Source organism: Pseudomonas synxantha BG33R (assembly GCF_000263715.2).
In the GTDB taxonomy this organism is placed as follows: Bacteria; Pseudomonadota; Gammaproteobacteria; order Pseudomonadales; family Pseudomonadaceae; genus Aquipseudomonas; species Aquipseudomonas synxantha_A.
The window spans coordinates 4337097-4355118 of sequence record NZ_CM001514.1; the positions used below are offsets into that span (position 1 = coordinate 4337097).

General features: G+C 58.9%; 15 protein-coding genes. 11 read left to right on the top strand and 4 right to left on the bottom strand.

Annotated elements, in window-relative coordinates:
• Nucleotides 1-3 precede the first annotated feature (3 nt).
• Nucleotides 4-642 carry a LysE family translocator gene (locus tag PSEBG33_RS08585; protein WP_005789943.1) on the top strand — a complete coding sequence of 213 codons (639 nt, stop codon included), beginning with the start codon at nucleotides 4-6 and terminating at the stop codon, nucleotides 640-642.
• Here the strand turns inward: PSEBG33_RS08585 and PSEBG33_RS08580 are convergent.
• On the bottom strand, nucleotides 626-5860 hold the full coding sequence (locus tag PSEBG33_RS08580) for a dermonecrotic toxin domain-containing protein (protein WP_005789945.1): 5235 nt from the start codon (nucleotides 5858-5860) through the stop codon (nucleotides 626-628). The two genes, PSEBG33_RS08585 and PSEBG33_RS08580, sit on opposite strands and share 17 nt — an antisense overlap.
• A 154-nt stretch (nucleotides 5861-6014) precedes the next feature.
• Complete coding sequence (uraH, locus tag PSEBG33_RS08575; protein ID WP_005789947.1) at nucleotides 6015-6368, bottom strand: hydroxyisourate hydrolase; 354 nt, start codon at nucleotides 6366-6368, stop codon at nucleotides 6015-6017.
• 441 nt (nucleotides 6369-6809) lie between these two features.
• Here uraH and puuE point away from each other — a divergent pair, with 441 nt between their 5' ends.
• The 8 genes from puuE (at nucleotide 6810) to PSEBG33_RS08540 (ending at nucleotide 13927) form a co-directional block, all read left to right on the top strand.
• The gene (gene puuE / locus PSEBG33_RS08570) at nucleotides 6810-7736 is read left to right on the top strand and encodes an allantoinase PuuE (protein WP_005789948.1); all 927 of its coding nucleotides are present in this window, start codon (nucleotides 6810-6812) and stop codon (nucleotides 7734-7736) included.
• On the top strand, nucleotides 7733-8248 hold the full coding sequence (gene uraD, locus PSEBG33_RS08565) for a 2-oxo-4-hydroxy-4-carboxy-5-ureidoimidazoline decarboxylase (RefSeq protein ID WP_005789950.1): 516 nt from the start codon (nucleotides 7733-7735) through the stop codon (nucleotides 8246-8248). Before puuE ends, uraD begins: the two co-directional genes overlap by 4 nt.
• Before the next feature lie 41 nt (nucleotides 8249-8289).
• Entirely contained in the window at nucleotides 8290-9285 is a 996-nt protein-coding gene (gene alc, locus PSEBG33_RS08560) for an allantoicase (protein WP_005789952.1), read from the top strand.
• Nucleotides 9286-9403: 118 nt separating this feature from the next.
• Nucleotides 9404-9907, top strand: a complete 504-nt coding sequence (locus tag PSEBG33_RS08555) for an ureidoglycolate lyase (protein ID WP_005789953.1) — start codon at nucleotides 9404-9406, stop codon at nucleotides 9905-9907.
• 51 nt (nucleotides 9908-9958) lie between these two features.
• Nucleotides 9959-11242 (top strand): urate hydroxylase PuuD, encoded by a 1284-nt coding sequence (locus PSEBG33_RS08550; RefSeq protein WP_003192825.1) that lies wholly within the window; start codon nucleotides 9959-9961, stop codon nucleotides 11240-11242.
• A 116-nt stretch (nucleotides 11243-11358) separates the two neighbouring features.
• Complete coding sequence (locus PSEBG33_RS08545; RefSeq protein ID WP_005789955.1) at nucleotides 11359-12702, top strand: nucleobase:cation symporter-2 family protein; 1344 nt, start codon at nucleotides 11359-11361, stop codon at nucleotides 12700-12702.
• Nucleotides 12703-12746: 44 nt separating this feature from the next.
• Nucleotides 12747-13118 carry a hypothetical protein gene (locus PSEBG33_RS29390; RefSeq protein ID WP_143508472.1) on the top strand — a complete coding sequence of 124 codons (372 nt, stop codon included), beginning with the start codon at nucleotides 12747-12749 and terminating at the stop codon, nucleotides 13116-13118.
• Nucleotides 13119-13141: 23 nt separating this feature from the next.
• Entirely contained in the window at nucleotides 13142-13927 is a 786-nt protein-coding gene (locus tag PSEBG33_RS08540) for an outer membrane protein OmpK (protein ID WP_005789957.1), read from the top strand.
• 111 nt (nucleotides 13928-14038) lie between these two features.
• On the opposite strand, the gene PSEBG33_RS08535 is transcribed toward PSEBG33_RS08540, so the two are convergent.
• On the bottom strand, nucleotides 14039-15187 hold the full coding sequence (locus PSEBG33_RS08535; RefSeq protein WP_005789959.1) for a patatin-like phospholipase family protein: 1149 nt from the start codon (nucleotides 15185-15187) through the stop codon (nucleotides 14039-14041).
• Between the two features lie 29 nt (nucleotides 15188-15216).
• On the bottom strand, nucleotides 15217-16152 hold the full coding sequence (locus tag PSEBG33_RS08530; RefSeq protein ID WP_005789961.1) for a lipid A biosynthesis lauroyl acyltransferase: 936 nt from the start codon (nucleotides 16150-16152) through the stop codon (nucleotides 15217-15219).
• Between the two features lie 119 nt (nucleotides 16153-16271).
• Between PSEBG33_RS08530 and minC the strand changes: the two genes are divergently transcribed.
• Nucleotides 16272-17009, top strand: a complete 738-nt coding sequence (minC, locus tag PSEBG33_RS08525) for a septum site-determining protein MinC (RefSeq protein WP_005789962.1) — start codon at nucleotides 16272-16274, stop codon at nucleotides 17007-17009.
• A gap of 199 nt (nucleotides 17010-17208) precedes the next feature.
• A complete protein-coding gene (minD, locus tag PSEBG33_RS08520) occupies nucleotides 17209-18021 on the top strand; it encodes a septum site-determining protein MinD (protein WP_003192835.1) in 813 nt (270 codons plus the stop codon).
• Nucleotide 18022 lies beyond the last annotated feature (1 nt).

Here is an 18022-nt window from a genome sequence, read left to right on the forward strand (position 1 = left end):
ATGATGAACCTGGATACCTGGCTGCTGTTCAGTGGGGCTGCATTGATCGTGATCCTGATTCCAGGGCCACTGTCGCTGCTGATGATCAGCAACAGTCTCAACTACGGCCTGCGCCGCTCGTACCCGGCGTTTTTGGGTGGAGTGTTTGCGTCGATCTGCCTGTTGAGCGCTTCGGCCTTGGGTCTGGGGGCATTGTTGCTGGCCTCGGAACAGCTGTTCAGCGCCTTGAAAATCGCCGGTGCGCTGTACCTGTTCTACCTGGCCTGGCAGAGCTGGCAGCAATCGCGTCTGCCGAGCGAAGGCGCCGAAGTCCCACAAACGCCGTCTGTACCGCGCTTTCGTGCGTTGTTTGGGCGAGCATTCGTGCTGGGTGCCAGCAATCCCAAGGACATCCTGTTCTTCGCCGCCTTCCTGCCGCAATTTCTCAGCAGCCAACAGCCGTTCCTGCCGCAATTGCTGATCATGATTGCCACCTGGACGATGCTCGACCTGCTGTGCAAGTTGGCTTACGGCTTGGGTGCCCATGGCGCTGCACGGTATTTGCGCAGCGGTTCGGGCCAGAGCTGGTTCAACCGCACCAGCGCCGCGCTGTTCGGCGGCGCCGGTGCGATGGCACTCATCAACGCTAAGGGTTCAATTTGACGAAATAAACAGTTGGATCGAGCCGCCCCTTTGTGGGCCATTGGATGCCGGCGACAATCCGCACCAAGCGCTGTTCTCGCATCGCGCTGTCAACCCCCCTTAATAAAAGAGAGTCGGGGTGTGAGTTGATGGCTATCCGAATCCACTTATCGGAAAGCTTCCCTCTCAAGGTCATTCGCCCCAGTTCAAGCCATTGGTAGGCCACGTAGTAAATTGTGCTCGAACGGGGATGAGTAACGACTGATTCAATACTGGGTTCTCCGCCACGCATCCCTGGGCGCCGCACAGACAAGTCATCGACGCGGAAACCCTGGCGCTCCAGCACGGTCCTGACGGCGGCGCGCTCCGCTTCAAGCCTCTGCGTCCTGACCGGTCTGACACCATAGTGCAGGCTCGGGTCTAACGTATGAGGCGGCGTGAAATCAACGCGCGTGAAGCCGGGCGCCTTGCCTTCAAAACCGACGTATAGGTATTGGTTGCGCCGTTCATTAGTCCGCAACATCCGTAGTAAATCATCCGTTTGGCCGCTGCTCGCAGGGAGCGGGGGTAGCCATTCGTCCAGCGTCGCGCGGATGCCGAGCAAATGGCTTGCCGTGGCAGAGGGGGAAGGATCTGACAATTCAATCATCCGTCTGACGGTAAACTTTCGAGCTGCACTCGTCATGGAGGGAAAGGCCCTGCCCACAGAGTCCTCCAACGTACTGTCGAACAGTGCCGAATGATGTTGCCATTCACCTGTAGGCAGGCGTGATACGGGAATGGGTTGGTCGCGAATATCAGTGCTTGTCCAGCGCATGATATCGGCTCGCGCGGATGGCCCCGGTGGCTCATTTCGGGTGATAAACACCAGGTCGGTCAACGGTGCATGATCGCCCTGTGGGAGCATCCGGTAAAAACCGCTGTTCGGATCCTCGAAGGTGGTATATGGAGGAGCCACGCGCAAAAACCTGGCATTGAGCGAAGAACCTCTGGGAGCCGTGCCAACCTCAAACACTTGAGGCGCAGGGAAGTCCACAACTTGACTGGAGTGAACTTGAGTACGCCAACTCAGCCACTGGGTGTCCGTTGTACGTGACTGAAGAATCCGGTTCACAGTCGCCATGCGCTCACGAGGGGGTTGCCAATCCGACAATGGCGGCCGGGGAGCGCGCCATGGGTCATGCGCTGCGGAGTTGCCCCCAGATTGAAGATTATTGGTCTCCAGCAACCACTCCTTGGGCTGATGGATATTCAGGACCAACTCATCCTCACCGCTTTTGAGCATGTTTCTCAGCCGAAACGCCGACTCGCTATCACGTTGGTAAACGGGATAATGGTGAGTGTCATCCGTTACAAATTGCTGACCATCTTTCACATAGACGCCCTCCCTGCCACGCCCTTTGAGCGCCACAGCATCCGGCGGCACGCCCTTGACTTTGAAACGTTCCAAGGGTTTTAACGCGGCCGCAGAAGGCGCAGCCTGACGCAGCACCCGGCCATGACTGAAATGCGAACGATGTATCCGATTCAACACAGCCCCCAGCGGGCGCCGCACGATACCCGCCACTGCGCCTCTGACCTTGGGGCCGGGGGTAAAGGTCTGCCACAAATCGAACGCCAGATACAGGGTCATAAACACAATATCCACGACATCATTGGGGTCTGCGAACCGGTGAAAACGTCGTGCCACCACCAGCAATTCATAAAAGGAGTTAGCCAGCGCAAATAATGGAAAGAAAAACGATATGAGCGCTCGCATGCTGCTATCAGTCTGCTCCGCAAGGCGGCGGACACGATACTCATCCAGGCTCCTGCCAGAATTACTCGCCGCTTGAGTGCGGCGTTGCAAATCCAGCACATTGGCGTAATACAGCAATGCCCTGGGTTCGCTGTGGGACATAGGAACGATCACCAGCCAGCTTGAAGGGCTACTGGCAATTTGCTCGTGGATCAGTTTTTCGATCTCATCGAGCACTGGCGTCGGTTGCAGATGTGTAATGCTGAAGGAGCGAACAAAGCCAGGAAGCCTCCACTTACCTTCGAAATAATAAGCATCCGGCATGACAGAAAGCCATCCAGGCTCTCCTGCTTCATCGGGGTCATGAATGATTGCGTCAAATGCCCAACCGGGCGCTACCTGCCGCGCAAGTAACTTTACAAGGTCAACCGAAGCGGCAATGCGACTGAGTTCTACCCGCGCCATCGCCACACTGATGTACTCGGTGATGATCAAGGCGTGCGGCGCAGCAGGCCAGTAAACTACGCAGCGCCCACTGCCCTGATCCTGCATGACCACGATCCCTGAGATATAGCGATCATGCTGCATCGTGTGCGCCGCCAGATGAACGACGTGCAACTTCAAATCATACCCATTTTTCAGCAGGTCCTCAGGCGTTCGCGCCGCCATCGCCGTGCTGAACAGGCTCTGTGCAAAGGTGCTTAGCCCTTGTTGAACCGCCGAAAAAAGCTGCATGTGCGCGCATTCATCCAGCGTGCGATTGATCAGCGCAGGAATGCGACCTGCGTCCAGACTCGGGTTGGCTTTAACCGTGGGGTAGAAGGTATGGTTGATCTGCGTGTTGTAGTTTCCGCCGATATCCAGCGAGGAGACTGTCTTGATCAAATAGTCCTTGTTCAGCCGTTGTTTCCACTGCGGCTGCAGATAGCGTGCTCGATTCAATCGCCAAGACACCCAGGGTGCTTTCGGATCAAGATTATGCAACGCCAGCTGCAACATGCTGAAAGTTGTGGTTTGAGTACTTGGGGTCAGGACCTCCCCGCGATCACCCGGCGTGCAGTGGCTTTGATTACCGCAGAAGCTGCCTCTGACATCATCCGGCATCGTGATCAGGGGCTTGTCGATGTCCAGCTCCGGGTAGAAACCATCCTCGGTTAAACGGGCGATCAACTTGCGGCGGGCGAACGTTTCCAAGTCAGTCAGAGAGCGTTCAAGCAGGTTTTCAGAGGCAAAGGCGCTGCTCAGGTACCGGCGCTGCAAGCGCTTGAAGTGCTTAAGCTGGGCAGATGTTGCGCCCGCTAACCACTGCGGCAGTTTTTTTGCCTCAAGCGCAGCCTCGCGCAGAAGATCAACGTTGGCCTGAGCCTGGGCCAAGGCGGGACTGTCTGGAATCTTCAAGTGAGCGTCCAGCTCAGCCAATAGCAGCACACGGCTCAGCTCGGCATCTTTTACCTCATTGAACAGACCGGCAGTCCCCTCAATACGCTTGTTCAAGCCAAAGTAGTAGGTCATCAAGTGTTTGAAAGAAACCGTCGCAGGGTTCCCCTCAATGGGTTCATAGCGCACCGTCAGGGTTTCACGCCGGGCATGGTCACGTAAGTCGTGACGCTTATCGTGCTCTATACAGCCCCACAGGACCGAATCATCACAGCTCCCGAGGCTGGCTTTCAGACCGCGGGTTAAAGCATCCAGGCCGGAAAAAGCCTTCAGCCCGCCATATTGCCCGAATGCATACAGCGCGACCGGAACCCCACGGGACGGGTGCTTCATCGCCGTCGCCCGAGCCACCACCCAAACGTTATGAAGCGGGTAGAAGGCAGCCTGCGCGCTGCCCACAGAGACCGAAAACACCTGGGCTTTTCCGCCCACGTATTTGGATGCCGACAGCCGCTCCACCACCTCCATCACCAAATCCAGATGCGCAGTGGGTATCAGCTTGAGCCGGTGTTGCAACTGAACCTCACAGCGCAGAGCCTCGACATGGGCACGCAGGAACAAGGCATAGCGTTTGTGCGCACCCGTTGGGCGCTCAATCCAAAAAGGCACATCGTAGAGCCGCTGCTGCGCATCTTTAATCAGCGAATTCAACGCGTCTTTATGTGCTTTGAGTTGGTTCTCAAGCACCACAAATTCCTCAAGCGCTGCAGTCTCGACGCTTAGATCATCGGCGTTGAATAGTGCGAGCAGACCTTTTCCGTAGCGTTTGACCTGTTGTTCCGCGGTGAGCAGGGCCAGACCGGGCGCCGTGCTGGCAAAGATAATTTCTGCGCGTCGTCGTTGTTCGTCCCACTTGAGCAATTGATCGACTAGAGCCCCAAGTCGGACTTTACCGACCAGTGCCTTCCTTGCACGCTCGATAAAACGCAGAAATGGCACAGCGGTCAGCGGTTGAGGTGGCGGCTGTTGTGGAGAAAACACGTGTGCGTGATTGATCGCCAGCGCACAGGCCAGCTCGTTTTCCCATTGACCTTCCAGCAACGCTTGCGCGCTCATCGCCAGCGCATCACCGGAGATTGTCGAGCCGCGACTCACGCTTGACGGGGGGGTCAGGTCCGTAGGCCGACATAGCTCATGGCGGCGCTTTAACGGCAGGCATTGCCAGAGTTCGTCGAACAGTGACTCACTGACCAACTTCAGAAGGCCACATTGCAGGCCGAAGAAGGACGAGTACTCGTAGAAATTGCGCACCACACCCGGTAGGTAAATCACATGCGGTGCACCATCAGGATCGCCTTCACGGTAGATATGCAAGGCACCGGGAATTGCAACCGCAGGCGTACCCGGCCACATCAGCGAACTCGCTCGCACATTGGCCCAATCGCCCCCTGCTCGCTGGCGTGCCTCAGCACTCGGTGCGTCGATCAGGGCCTGCAGCAGTGCCATCCCGGCACTCGACAGTTCGTCCAATTGCCGCGCTATAAAAGCCCGGCCAGCGAAGAGTTCGGCGTGCAGCTCTGCCCAATGCCCCCTGCGTGTTTGCACGGAACCGGGCTGCAGGGCGTCCCAATAAGGTGTGGCCGACAAGGCAATTCTGTCTTGCAGCTTCATGGCGATAACTCGCTGCAGCACTTGCAACGGCGTATAAGGCAACTGCCGAGTCGGGTCACCCTTGACGCTCAGGGCAGTGAACTGATTCAGGTTGATCGGCACTGCGGGCAAGACCAGTGACAGCAGCGCACGATCAGTCAGGCTGTCGACTTTCTGCGGCTCTGCAGGTGGTTTTGGCACGGTGAACAGCAGGCTGTCCGGGTCTATTTCAAACTCTTTGCGCAGCTCGTTGCGGATCACCCACAAAACTTTGGGCACGCGCGCTATCAGCCTTGCAAGCACCTTTATTACCTCAGCGCAGCGCAGTTCGGCAAAAGCAATCTGATTAATCAAACGGCTTGGATGGGCGTGAGCGTTGATTCGCCGGGTCAGCTGGCTGCGTATACCCTGAAGCGTTGCTTGGGCAGCGACCTCCGGATCTTCTGGGTCGGGTATGTCGTTGAGTAAGGCCATGGTGTTTTCTTGATTGAGGAAAACACCGAGCCTAGGCAACGCACAGGCGCTTGAGGCTTTAGATAGTTGAACGCAGCACGGTCGAAAAAAAGCCCGCAGTGTGCGCGGGCGAAACCAACGAAGAGCATTTGGGGATGTGAAGCGAGGTGACGACTCAGCTACCGCGATAGGTGGAGTAGCTGTAAGGCGAAATCAGCAGCGGCACATGGTAATGCTCTTGTTCGGCGCTGATGCCGAAACGCAATACCACCACGTCGAGAAAAGCCTGCTCTGGCAGTTGCACACCGCGGGCACGGTAGTAGTCGCCAGCACTGAATTGCAATTGGTAGACACCGCTGCGGTAGTCATCGCCTTGCAGCAACGGCGCGTCGCAACGGCCGTCGCTATTAGTCACGGCGCTACCCACCAGTTCAAGCTGCGCGCCCTCGACGCGATACAACTCGACCTTGATCGCGCTGCCGGGGCAGCCGTGTGCGGCGTCCAAAACGTGTGTGGTCAAACGTCCCATGGCTTTTATGCGCCTCCCGAAGTCAGTCATAGAGAAACCCGCACTCTTTCAGGGCAGTGAAAAAGCCGGCGATGGCCGATTAAGACACTTTTATAAAAAATTGTACACAATAAATTTCACAGCGCTTCCACCCTCCTGTAGGAGCGAGCTTGCTCGCGAAAAACGCCAACGATGACGCGGGCTCTCAGAATGAAAAGTGGCGCGCTCAGGTTTTTCGCGAGCAAGCTCGCTCCTGCAGTGGGCTTTTTCATTTTAACCTGACCACTCAGGCAAGTTTCTTGCAGAGACCTTTAGAGAGACCGTTCAGAAAAAATGCAGAAATGCAGGCTTACAAAGTTTGCGATAAGTTGTATACAATCACTCATCGCTGTGACGCCACCCAGTCTTTCCACTGCCCGGCCGCCACACACCTAGCTACCACGAACAAGAAGGAAGACTGCAGTGAGCGCTGACTACCCACGCGACCTGATCGGTTACGGCAGTAACCCTCCTCACCCCCACTGGCCGGGCAACGCACGCATTGCGCTGTCGTTCGTACTCAACTACGAAGAAGGCGGCGAGCGCAATATCCTGCATGGCGACAAAGAGTCCGAAGCCTTCCTTTCGGAAATGGTCTCGGCCCAGCCGCTGCAAGGCGAGCGCAACATGAGCATGGAGTCGCTGTACGAATACGGCAGCCGTGCCGGGGTGTGGCGCATCCTCAAGTTGTTCAAAGAATTCGACATACCGCTGACCATCTTCGCCGTGGCCATGGCTGCCCAGCGTCATCCGGATGTAATCCGCGCCATGGTCGCCGCCGGCCACGAGATTTGCAGCCACGGCTACCGCTGGATCGACTACCAGTACATGGACGAGGCCCAGGAGCGCGAGCACATGCTCGAAGCCATCCGCATCCTCACCGAGCTGACCGGCGAACGCCCGCTGGGTTGGTACACCGGTCGTACCGGCCCCAACACCCGCCGCCTGGTGATGGAGGAAGGCGGTTTCCTGTATGACTGCGACACCTACGACGACGACCTGCCCTACTGGGAACCCAATACCCCTAACGGCAAGCCGCACCTGGTGATCCCCTACACCCTGGACACCAACGACATGCGCTTCACCCAGGTGCAGGGTTTCAACAAGGGTGACGACTTTTTCGAGTACCTCAAGGATGCCTTCGACGTGCTGTATGCCGAAGGCGCCGAAGCGCCGAAGATGCTTTCGATCGGCCTGCATTGCCGCCTGATCGGCCGCCCGGCACGCCTGGCCTCGCTCAAGCGCTTCATTGAATACGTCAAAGGCCATGATCAGGTGTGGTTCACCCGCCGCGTGGACATCGCCCGTCACTGGCACCAAACCCACCCCTGCACGGGAGCGGCGAAATGACTGCGTTCCAGACCTTGCAACCGTCGACCCTGAGCCGCGACGCCTTCGTCGCTGCCTTCGCCGACATCTACGAACATTCGCCATGGGTAGCCGAAAAGGCCTTCGAGCTGGGCCAGGATGCGTCGATCGACCAGATCGAAACCCTGCACCAGCGCATGAGCGATATCCTGTTGAGCGCTGATCATCAAAGCCAGTTGGCCCTGATCAACGCCCACCCGGACCTGGCCGGTAAAGCCGCCGTCCAGGGCCAACTCACCCAAGCCAGCACCGATGAGCAAGCTGGCGCGGGGATTCACCAATGCACGGCCGAAGAGTTTTCTCGCTTCACCGAGCTGAATGACGCCTACAAGGCCAAGTTCAAGTTTCCCTTCATCATGGCGGTAAAAGGCAGCAACCGGCACCAGATTCTCGCCGCGTTCGAAACGCGCATCCATAACTCGACAGACACCGAGTTCAAGTGCGCGCTGGACGAGATCAACAAGATCGCGTTGTTCCGTTTATTGACCCTCTAAACGACCATCCCCAGCCACTCTATCCAAGGCAGACAAGAAGAATGAAAGCTTACGCCGTACCTTTCGAAAAGTTCGTCAACCTGGCCGACGCCCGCCTGGGCACCAAGATCATCTCGGTGACCGATGACTGGTTCGCCGACGCCAACCGCCTGTTCCAGCCGACCCCGGCCGTGTGGAAGGAGGGCGTTTTCGATGACAACGGCAAGTGGATGGACGGCTGGGAGTCACGCCGCAAGCGCTTCGAAGGCTACGACAGCGCGGTGATCCGCCTGGGCGTGCCCGGTTCGATCAAAGGCGTGGACATCGACACTTCATTCTTTACCGGCAACTTCCCGCCGTCGGCCTCCCTGGAAGCCTGCTTCCTGGCCTCGGGCGAGCCGGACGCCAACACCCAATGGGTTGAAGTGCTGTCGGCGGTAGAGTTGCAAGGCAACAGCCACCACTACCACGAGATCAACAACGACCAGGCGTTCAGCCACCTGCGCTTCAACATCTACCCGGATGGCGGCGTCGCCCGTCTGCGTGTGTATGGCGTGCCGTTCCGCGATTGGTCTTCGGTGGGCGACAACGAACAGGTCGACCTGGCTGCCGCGCTCAATGGCGGTCGTGCCCTGGCCTGCTCCGATGAACACTTTGGCCGCATGAGCAACATCCTCAACCCGGGCCGTGGCATCAACATGGGTGATGGCTGGGAAACCGCGCGTCGTCGTACACCGGGCAATGACTGGGTGATCGTCGCGTTGGGCCACCCGGGCGAGATCGAAAAGATCATCGTCGACACCCTGCACTTCAAGGGCAACTACCCGGACACCTGCTCGATCCAGGGCGCCTTCGTCAAAGGCGGCACCGACAGCCAGATCGAAACCCAATCGCTGTTCTGGCGTGAACTGTTGCCGGCGCAGAAACTGGAAATGCACGCTGAACACACCTTCGCCGAGCAGATCAAGGCGCTGGGGCCGATTACCCATATCCGCCTGAATGTGTTCCCGGATGGTGGTGTGAGTCGCCTGCGCGTCTTGGGCAAAGTGTCGAAATAAGCGGTGATGCCATCGCAGGCAAGCCAGCTCCCACAGGGGAATGCATTCCAAATGTGGGAGCGGGCTTGCCCGCGATAGCAATAGACCAAACAACACAGTATTCGGATAAGAGACAGCCATGCGCACACTGATGATCGAACCCCTGACCAAAGAAGCCTTCGCCCCTTTCGGAGACGTTATCGAAACCGATGGCAGCGATCACTTCATGATCAACAACGGGTCGACCATGCGCTTTCACAAACTGGCAACGGTCGAAACAGCACAGCCTGAAGACCACGCCATCATCAGCATCTTCCGCGCCGACGCGCAGGACATGCCGCTGACCGTGTGCATGCTGGAGAGACACCCGCTGGGCAGCCAGGCGTTCATACCGCTGCTCGGCAACCCCTTTCTGATCGTGGTCGCGCCACTTGGCGATGCACCTGTATCAGGCTTGGTCCGCGCCTTCGTTACCAACGGCAGGCAGGGCATCAATTACCATCGCGGCGTCTGGCACCACCCGGTGCTGACGATCGAAAAGCGGGATGACTTCCTGGTGGTTGATCGCAGTGGCACAGGCAATAACTGCGATGAGCATTTTTTCAAAGAGGATGAGCGGTTGATCCTCGCCCCCCACCAATAAGAGAAGGCCGGATCACCCGACAACAAGGGTGACAGGCGAGAGGTAAAGACTGTGGAAGCACATCTGTTGGAATGGCTGAACCTGAGCGTGCGCTGGGTTCACATGATCACTGGCGTCGCCTGGATCGGCGCTTCGTTCTACTTTGTCTGGCTGGAAAACAACCTCAATCGCGTCAACCCCAAGAACGGCCTGGCCGGTGACTTGTGGGCGATCCACGGTGGCGGTATCTACCACCTGGAAAAATACAAACTGGCCCCGCCGACCATGCCGGACAACCTGCACTGGTTCAAATGGGAAGCCTACTTCACCTGGATGTCGGGCGTCGCGCTGCTCTGCGTAGTGTTCTACCTCAACCCGACGCTGTACCTGCTCGCCCCCGGCAGCAGCCTCAGCGGCACCGAAGGCGTATTGCTGGGCATCGGCTCACTGTTCGCCGGCTGGTTCATCTACTCCTTCCTCTGCGACTCGGCCCTGGGCAAGCGCCCTGCCCTGCTCGGCTTGATCCTGTTCGTGCTGCTGATTGCGGCGGCCTATGGCTTCAGCAAGGTGTTCAGCGGCCGTGGCGCCTACCTGCACGTGGGTGCGGTGATCGGTACGATCATGGTCGGTAACGTGTTCCGCATCATCATGCCCGCCCAGCGTGCACTGGTGGCAGCCATCGCCGAGAACCGCACACCGGATCCGGCGCTGCCGGCCAAGGGCTTGCTGCGTTCTCGCCACAACAACTACTTCACCTTGCCGGTGCTGTTCATCATGATCAGCAACCACTTCCCGAGTACCTACGGCAGCCAATACAACTGGCTGATCCTGGCCGGGATCGCAGTGGCGGCGGTGCTGGTAAGGCACTACTTCAACACCCGGCATGACAGCCAGAAGTATGCGTGGACCTTGCCGGTGGGCGCGTTGGCGATGATCAGCCTGGCGTATGTAACCGGGCCCAAGCCTGCAGAACCGATTGCCAAGGCACCTGCTGCGATCGAGTACCAGCCGCTGCCGGAAACCGCCCTGGGCGGTGGCTTGAAACCCGCGGCGCCTGCCGCCCCCGCCGCTGAACCGGCACCAGCCCAGGCCACGACCGACTTCGGCCAGGTGCACCATGTGATCGAGCAACGCTGCACCGTGTGCCATTCGGCCAAGCCCACCAGCCCGTTGTTCAGCACCGCACCGGCAGGGGTGATGTTCGACACACCGGCACAGATCCAGCAGCAGGCCGCGCGTATTCAAGCGCAGGCCGTGGCCAGCCAGATCATGCCGCTGGGCAATATTACCCAGATGACCCAGCAGGAAAGAGACCTGATCGGCACCTGGATCAATCAGGGGGCCCGCACCAACTGACTGTTTCACACAGGACCAATGTGGGAGCTGGCTTGCCAGCTCCCACAATTGAGATCTGCCGTGTTTTGAAAATTGCTTTGCAAACAACACAAAAATAAAAAGATTCGAGGTGTTGCATGTCCCAGTTAGAAACGCAGACTCCTGCCGCGCCCGCCATGGTGCGGCTGCCCCTCTTGCAACTGATTCTGGTTGGCTTGCAACACGTCTTGCTGATGTACGGCGGCGCCGTCGCCGTCCCCCTGATCATTGGCCAGGCCGCAGGCTTGAGCCGTGAAGAAATCGCCTTCCTGATCAACGCCGACCTGCTGGTGGCCGGTATCGCCACCATGGTGCAGTCGTTCGGCATCGGCCCGGTGGGTATCCGTATGCCGGTGATGATGGGTGCCAGCTTCGCCGCTGTCGGCAGCATGGTCGCCATGGCCGGTATGCCCGGTATCGGTTTGCAAGGCATCTTCGGCGCGACTATCGCCGCCGGGTTCTTCGGCATGCTGATCGCGCCATTCATGTCCAAGGTTGTGCGCTTTTTCCCGCCGCTGGTAACCGGTACCGTCATTACCGCCATCGGCCTCTCGCTGTTTCCCGTGGCCGTGAACTGGGCCGGTGGCGGCAGCGCTGCCGCCACGTTCGGCTCGCCGGTGTATCTGGCGATTGCTGCCCTGGTGCTGGCGACCATCCTGCTGATCAACCGCTTCATGCGCGGCTTCTGGGTGAATATCTCGGTGCTGATCGGCATGGGCCTGGGTTACGGGTTGTGCGGCGTTATCGGCATGGTCGACCTCAGTGGCCTGGCCCAGGCGCCCTGGGTGCAGGTGGTCACGCCGTTGCACTTCGGTATGCCCAAGTTCGAGTTGGCGCCGATCCTGTCGATGTGCCTGGTGGTGGTGATCATCTTTGTCGAGTCCACCGGCATGTTCCTCGCCCTGGGCAAGATCACCGGCCAGGAGGTCACCCCGAAAATGCTGCGCCGCGGCCTGTTGTGTGACGCAGGCGCGTCGTTCTTTGCCGGTTTCTTCAACACCTTTACCCACTCCTCCTTCGCGCAGAATATCGGCCTGGTACAAATGACCGGCGTGCGCTGCCGCTCGGTCACGATCATCGCCGGGGCCTTTCTGATTGTGCTGAGCCTGTTGCCCAAGGCCGCCTATCTGGTGGCGTCGATTCCGCCGGCAGTACTCGGTGGCGCGGCGATAGCCATGTTCGGCATGGTGGCGGCGACCGGGATCAAGATCCTGCAGGAAGCCGACATAGCCGACCGTCGCAACCAGCTATTGGTAGCGGTGAGCATCGGCATGGGTCTGATCCCCGTGGTACGGCCGGAGTTCTTCGCGCAACTGCCACTGTGGATGAGCCCGATTACCCACAGCGGGATCGCCATGGCCACACTCAGCGCGTTGTCGCTGAACATCCTGTTCAACATCCTCGGCGGCGCTGAACGCCCCGAAGTCGCCCATACGCATTGATTCCTTTGTTAGTACAAAAATAACAACAAACAGGGAACACCCACATGCACAGCCTTCAACCGGGGCCGGCCACACGCCGCGCCCCATTCTCGCCCCTCGCGCTCTGTTACAGCGCACTTGAGCCCAGGCCTGGGAGCCAGTATTCTCCGCGCCCGCTCGAATCGACTCAAAAAAAAACAGCGAATGTAAAAGCTGACTTCAAGGCCAACTTATCCCGGCCTGATGTTGGCTGCCAAAGTGCGCAAAAGTCCTCTGAATTCGACTGCATCCGCTGCAGCCGACGGGGATTTTTTGGCTTTTCAAACACCTTGGCGCAGCTCTTGCTAACAGCATTAAAGCTGACCGAACAGACGATTTTTGCAGCGAACCAAAAGGCGCCATACCAGAGCGCCTGCGTAGAAGAAAAAAAACCATAAAACTTTAACTCGGGAGCAACCGAATGAAACCCATGTTCAAAGGCCTGATGCTGGCGGGATCCCTGCTGGCTGGTGGCCAGGCCGTAGCCGGTGACTTGTTGCAGTGGCAGAACAACAGCCTGACTTACCTGTGGGGCAAGAGCTTTACCGTCAACCCGCAGATCCAGCAAACCGTCACCTTCGAACATGCCGACGCATGGAAGTACGGCGACAACTTCTTCTTCCTCGACCGTATCTTTTACAACGGCAAGGAAGACGGCAATGTCGGCCCGAACACTTACTACGGCGAGTTCAGCCCGCGTTTGTCGTTCGGCAAGATTTTCGACAAGGACCTGTCGTTCGGCCCGATCAAGGACGTGCTGCTGGCCTTCACCTACGAGTTCGGCGAGGGCGATAACGAGTCCTACCTGCTGGGCCCGGCATTCGACTTGAACATCCCCGGTTTTGACTACTTCCAGTTGAATTTCTACCAGCGCCAGACCGAGGGCAATCGCCCGGGTGACGGTGTGTGGCAGATCACTCCGGTGTGGTCGTACACCATCCCCGTGGGCAATTCCGACGTGCTGATCGACGGTTTCATGGACTGGGTGGTGGATAACGACAAGAACGCCCGTGGCACTTATCACGCCAACCTGCACTTCAACCCGCAGGTCAAATATGACTTGGGCAAGGCGCTGCATTGGGGCGACAAGCAGTTGTATGTGGGTTTTGAATACGACTACTGGAAGAACAAGTACGGGATTGAAGACAGCGGCGCGTTCAAGACAACTCAGGACACCGCAAGCTTCCTGGTCAAGTACCACTTCTAATAAACACTGCTGGACAAAATGTGGGAGGGGGCTTGCTCCCGATAGCGGTGTGTCATTCAAAGTATCTGTAACTGAATCGCCGCCATCGGGAGCAAGCCCCCTCCCACATTTTCAGCTCTGCGTCAGGCCGAGGAATCGCGACAACTCCTCACGTTTGGCCAGCGCATCCTTGCGCCCCAACTCGATCAACTCGCTGCAATACCCCGCCTCGAACAGCAAATAACTCAACACCCCCGCCCCACTGGTCTTGGTCGCCCCCGGCCCGCGCAAGAACAAGCGCAACGCCGCCGGTAATTCCTGGCGATGTCGCGCCGCGATTTCATCGATAGGCTGGCTGGGCGCAATCACCAGCACGTCCACCGGTGCCAGGCCCTGCACCGCGGCGTCGACAGGGACAACCCGACTAAACTGGTTCAAGCGCTCCAGCAGTTCGATATCGCTTTCCAGGCTGTCAATGAAGGTGCTGTTGAGCATATGCCCACCGATTTGCGCCAGGGTCGGTTGCTGGCCGGTGTAGGTACGTTGCGTCGACGCTTCATTGCCCCTGGGGTTGCCGCTCACGCCGACGACCAACACGCGGCTGGCTCCCAGGTGCAAAGCCGGGCTGATGGGCGCTGACTGCCGCACCGCGCCATCGCCAAAGTACTCTTCGTCGAGTTTGACCGGAGCAAACAACAGCGGAATCGCCGAACTCGCCAGCAAGTGCTCCACCGTCAGTTGGGTCGGCACGCCGATACGCCGATGGCGCAGCCAGGCATCGATGGTGCCGCCGCCCTGGTAGAAAGTCACCGCTTGCCCGGACTCATAGCCAAACGCCGTCACCGCCACTGCCTGCAAGTGCTTGCGGCGAATAGCCTCGTCGATGCCGTCCAGGTTCAAGCGTTCTTGCAGCAAGTCGCGCAGTGGCGAGCTGTTGAGCAGCGCCACGGGCACCTGGGCGCCCAGGCCCAATAGGCTGTGGATGAGGAAACGGCTGGCCTGGCGCATTACCCCAGGCCAGTCGCTGCGCAGCACCTGGTGGCTGCGAAAGCCCTGCCAGAATGCCGTCAGCCGTTGGATCGCTGCCGAGAAATCGGTAGCGCCACTGGCCAGGCTCACCGCATTGATCGCGCCGGCGGAGGTGCCGACAATCACCGGAAATGGATTCGGCGCCCCCGGCGGCAGCAACTCGGCAATCGCCGCCAATACCCCCACCTGATACGCCGCTCGCGCCCCGCCGCCGGAAAGAATCAAGCCTGTGACCGGTTCAACTGAGCGCATTGCGTCACTCCGTGTGGGAAAAGTCAGCGTTATCGACGGCGCTTTTCATACAGTTTGGGCTCACCCGGCGGCCGGCTCTTGAAACGGCGATGGGTCCACAGGTATTGCTCGGGGCAATCGCGTACCGAGGCTTCGACCCATTGGTTGATGCGCAGGCAGTCGATTTCGTCGGTTTCACCCGGAAAATCGGTCAACGGTGGATGGATCACCAATCGGTAACCGCTGCCATCGGCCAGGCGCTCCTGGGTGAACGGCACCACCAACGCCTTGCCCAGGCGTGCGAACTTGCTGGTAGCGGTGACGGTAGCTGCCTGGATACCGAACAGCGGCACGAAGATGCTTTGCTTGGCGCCGTAATCCTGGTCCGGTGCGTACCAGATGGCCCGCCCGGCACGCAGCAGCTTGAGCATACCGCGCACGTCGTCGCGCTCCACGGCCAGGGAATCGAGGTTATGGCGCTCACGACCACGGCGCTGGATAAAATCGAACAGCGGGTTGCCATGCTCGCGGTACATGCCATCGATGGTGTGTTTCTGCCCCAGCAGCGCCGCGCCGATTTCCAGGGTGGTGAAGTGCAGGGCCATCAGGATCACGCCCTTGCCTTCCAAGTGTGCCTGCTTGAGGTGCTCCAGCCCTTCGACATGGGCCAGTCGCGCCAGGCGCGGCTTGGGCCACCACCAACTCATGGCCATTTCAAAAAAGGCGATACCGGTGGAGGCAAAGTTTTCCTTGAGCAAGCGTTTGCGCTCCTGCACGGATTTTTCCGGGAAGCACAGCTCAAGGTTACGCGCCGCGATACGGCGGCGATCGCCAGCCACGCGGTACATGCCCGCACCCAGCAGGCGACCAATGGTCAACAACGCCCGGTACGGCAACTGGGTGACCAGCCACAGCAGGCCGAGCCCCAGCCATAGCAGCCAAAAACGCGGGTGAAGAAATACAGCTCGAAAACGCGGGCGATCCATTACAGATTCCGGTAAAGACAAGGGCCGCGCATTCTACAACGGTTCGACTCGGCTTGCGGCGGGTGAGTGTTCTCGTTATAAGTCTCGACACTTTTCGTGACAAGCCGCTTTCGCCGACCATGAGCCAAACCGAACCGCTAGACCAAGATCCCGTGTTCCAGCTAAAAGGCAGCATGCTCGCCATTACCGTGCTGGAACTGGCGCGCAATGACCTTGATGCCCTGGACCGCCAACTGGCCGCCAAGGTTGCCCTGGCGCCGAACTTTTTCAACAACGCCCCGCTGGTGCTGGCGCTGGACAAGCTGCCGGCCGGCCAGGGCGTGATTGATTTGCCCGGGCTGATGCGCGTGTGCCGCTCCCATGGCCTGCGCACCCTGGCGATTCGTGCCAGCCGCATCGAAGACATTGCCGCCGCCATCGCCATTGAACTGCCAGTACTGCCTCCGTCCGGTGCCCGCGAGCGTCCCTTGGAACCGCTGGTCGGTGAAGAGAAGAAAAAACCGGAAAAACCACCCGAGCCTGCGATCAAGCCGACAAAGATCATCACCTCGCCGGTACGCGGCGGGCAGCAGATTTACGCCCAGGGCGGCGACCTGGTGGTGATCTCCTCGGTCAGCCCCGGGGCGGAACTTCTCGCCGATGGCAACATCCATGTATACGGCCCGATGCGCGGACGTGCCCTCGCCGGCATCAAGGGTGATACCAGAGCACGGATTTTCTGCCAGCAGTTGACCGCTGAGCTGGTTTCCATCGCGGGTCAGTACAAGGTTTCCGAAGATTTGCGCCGCGATCCACTGTGGGGGGCTTCGGTACAGGTCAACCTGTCGGGCGATGTGTTGAACATCATCCGGCTTTAACGGATACTGCCGCATTTTCCAAGCATCTCTAGACTCTGATAGCAAAGCGAAACCGGCAAGACTTGTGTAGGAATATTTGGAAGTTGGTGTCTCCCTACGGAAACACCATCTTTTTCCTACAAAGGCTGTCCGCCTGCAGCGAGTTTCAAGAGATGTTTTTCAGGGACCGAAAGTCCTTTTTCCTTAGGGGTGAAACACCTTGGCCAAGATTCTCGTGGTTACATCCGGCAAGGGTGGTGTGGGTAAGACCACCACCAGCGCCGCTATCGGTACCGGCCTCGCACTGCGCGGCCACAAGACAGTCATCGTCGACTTCGACGTCGGTTTGCGTAACCTCGACCTGATCATGGGCTGCGAACGCCGCGTGGTGTACGACTTCGTCAACGTGGTGAACGGCGAAGCCAACCTGCAACAGGCCCTGATCAAGGACAAGCGCCTTGAGAACCTGTATGTACTGGCCGCCAGCCAGACCCGCGACAAAGACGCGCTGACCAAGGAAGGCGTGGGCAAGGTTCTCGCCGAGCTCAAGGAAACCTTCGAATACGTGGTGTGCGATTCCCCGGCCGGTATCGAAACCGGTGCTCACCTGGCGATGTACTTCGCCGATGAAGCCATCGTGGTGACCAACCCGGAAGTTTCCTCGGTACGTGACTCGGACCGTATGCTGGGCCTCTTGGCCAGCAAGTCCAAGCGCGCCGAAGAAGGCCAGGACCCGATCAAGGAGCACCTGTTGCTCACCCGCTACAACCCGGAACGCGTCAACAATGGCGAGATGCTCGGCGTTGAAGACGTGAAGGAAATCCTCGCCGTGACCCTGCTGGGCGTGATTCCGGAATCCCAGGCCGTGCTGAAGGCATCCAACCAGGGCGTGCCGGTGATTCTTGACGACCAGAGCGACGCCGGCCAGGCGTACAGCGATGCCGTCGATCGCTTGCTGGGCAAGACCGTGGAACACCGCTTCCTCGATGTCAAGAAGAAGGGATTCTTCGAGCGTATCTTTGGAGGCAACTAAA

Bases quoted from the DNA above. Each gene is read 5' to 3' on its own strand.
- PSEBG33_RS08585 (WP_005789943.1), top strand. From the start codon at position 4: ATGAACCTGGATACCTGGCTGCTGTTCAGTGGGGCTGCATTGATCGTG.
- PSEBG33_RS08580 (WP_005789945.1), bottom strand. From the start codon at position 5,860: ATGGCCTTACTCAACGACATACCCGACCCAGAAGATCCGGAGGTCGCT.
- uraH (WP_005789947.1), bottom strand. From the start codon at position 6,368: ATGGGACGTTTGACCACACACGTTTTGGACGCCGCACACGGCTGCCCC.
- uraD (WP_005789950.1), top strand. From the start codon at position 7,733: ATGACTGCGTTCCAGACCTTGCAACCGTCGACCCTGAGCCGCGACGCC.
- alc (WP_005789952.1), top strand. From the start codon at position 8,290: ATGAAAGCTTACGCCGTACCTTTCGAAAAGTTCGTCAACCTGGCCGAC.
- PSEBG33_RS08555 (WP_005789953.1), top strand. From the start codon at position 9,404: ATGCGCACACTGATGATCGAACCCCTGACCAAAGAAGCCTTCGCCCCT.
- PSEBG33_RS08545 (WP_005789955.1), top strand. From the start codon at position 11,359: ATGTCCCAGTTAGAAACGCAGACTCCTGCCGCGCCCGCCATGGTGCGG.
- PSEBG33_RS29390 (WP_143508472.1), top strand. From the start codon at position 12,747: ATGCACAGCCTTCAACCGGGGCCGGCCACACGCCGCGCCCCATTCTCG.
- PSEBG33_RS08540 (WP_005789957.1), top strand. From the start codon at position 13,142: ATGAAACCCATGTTCAAAGGCCTGATGCTGGCGGGATCCCTGCTGGCT.
- PSEBG33_RS08535 (WP_005789959.1), bottom strand. From the start codon at position 15,187: ATGCGCTCAGTTGAACCGGTCACAGGCTTGATTCTTTCCGGCGGCGGG.
- PSEBG33_RS08530 (WP_005789961.1), bottom strand. From the start codon at position 16,152: ATGGATCGCCCGCGTTTTCGAGCTGTATTTCTTCACCCGCGTTTTTGG.
- minC (WP_005789962.1), top strand. From the start codon at position 16,272: ATGAGCCAAACCGAACCGCTAGACCAAGATCCCGTGTTCCAGCTAAAA.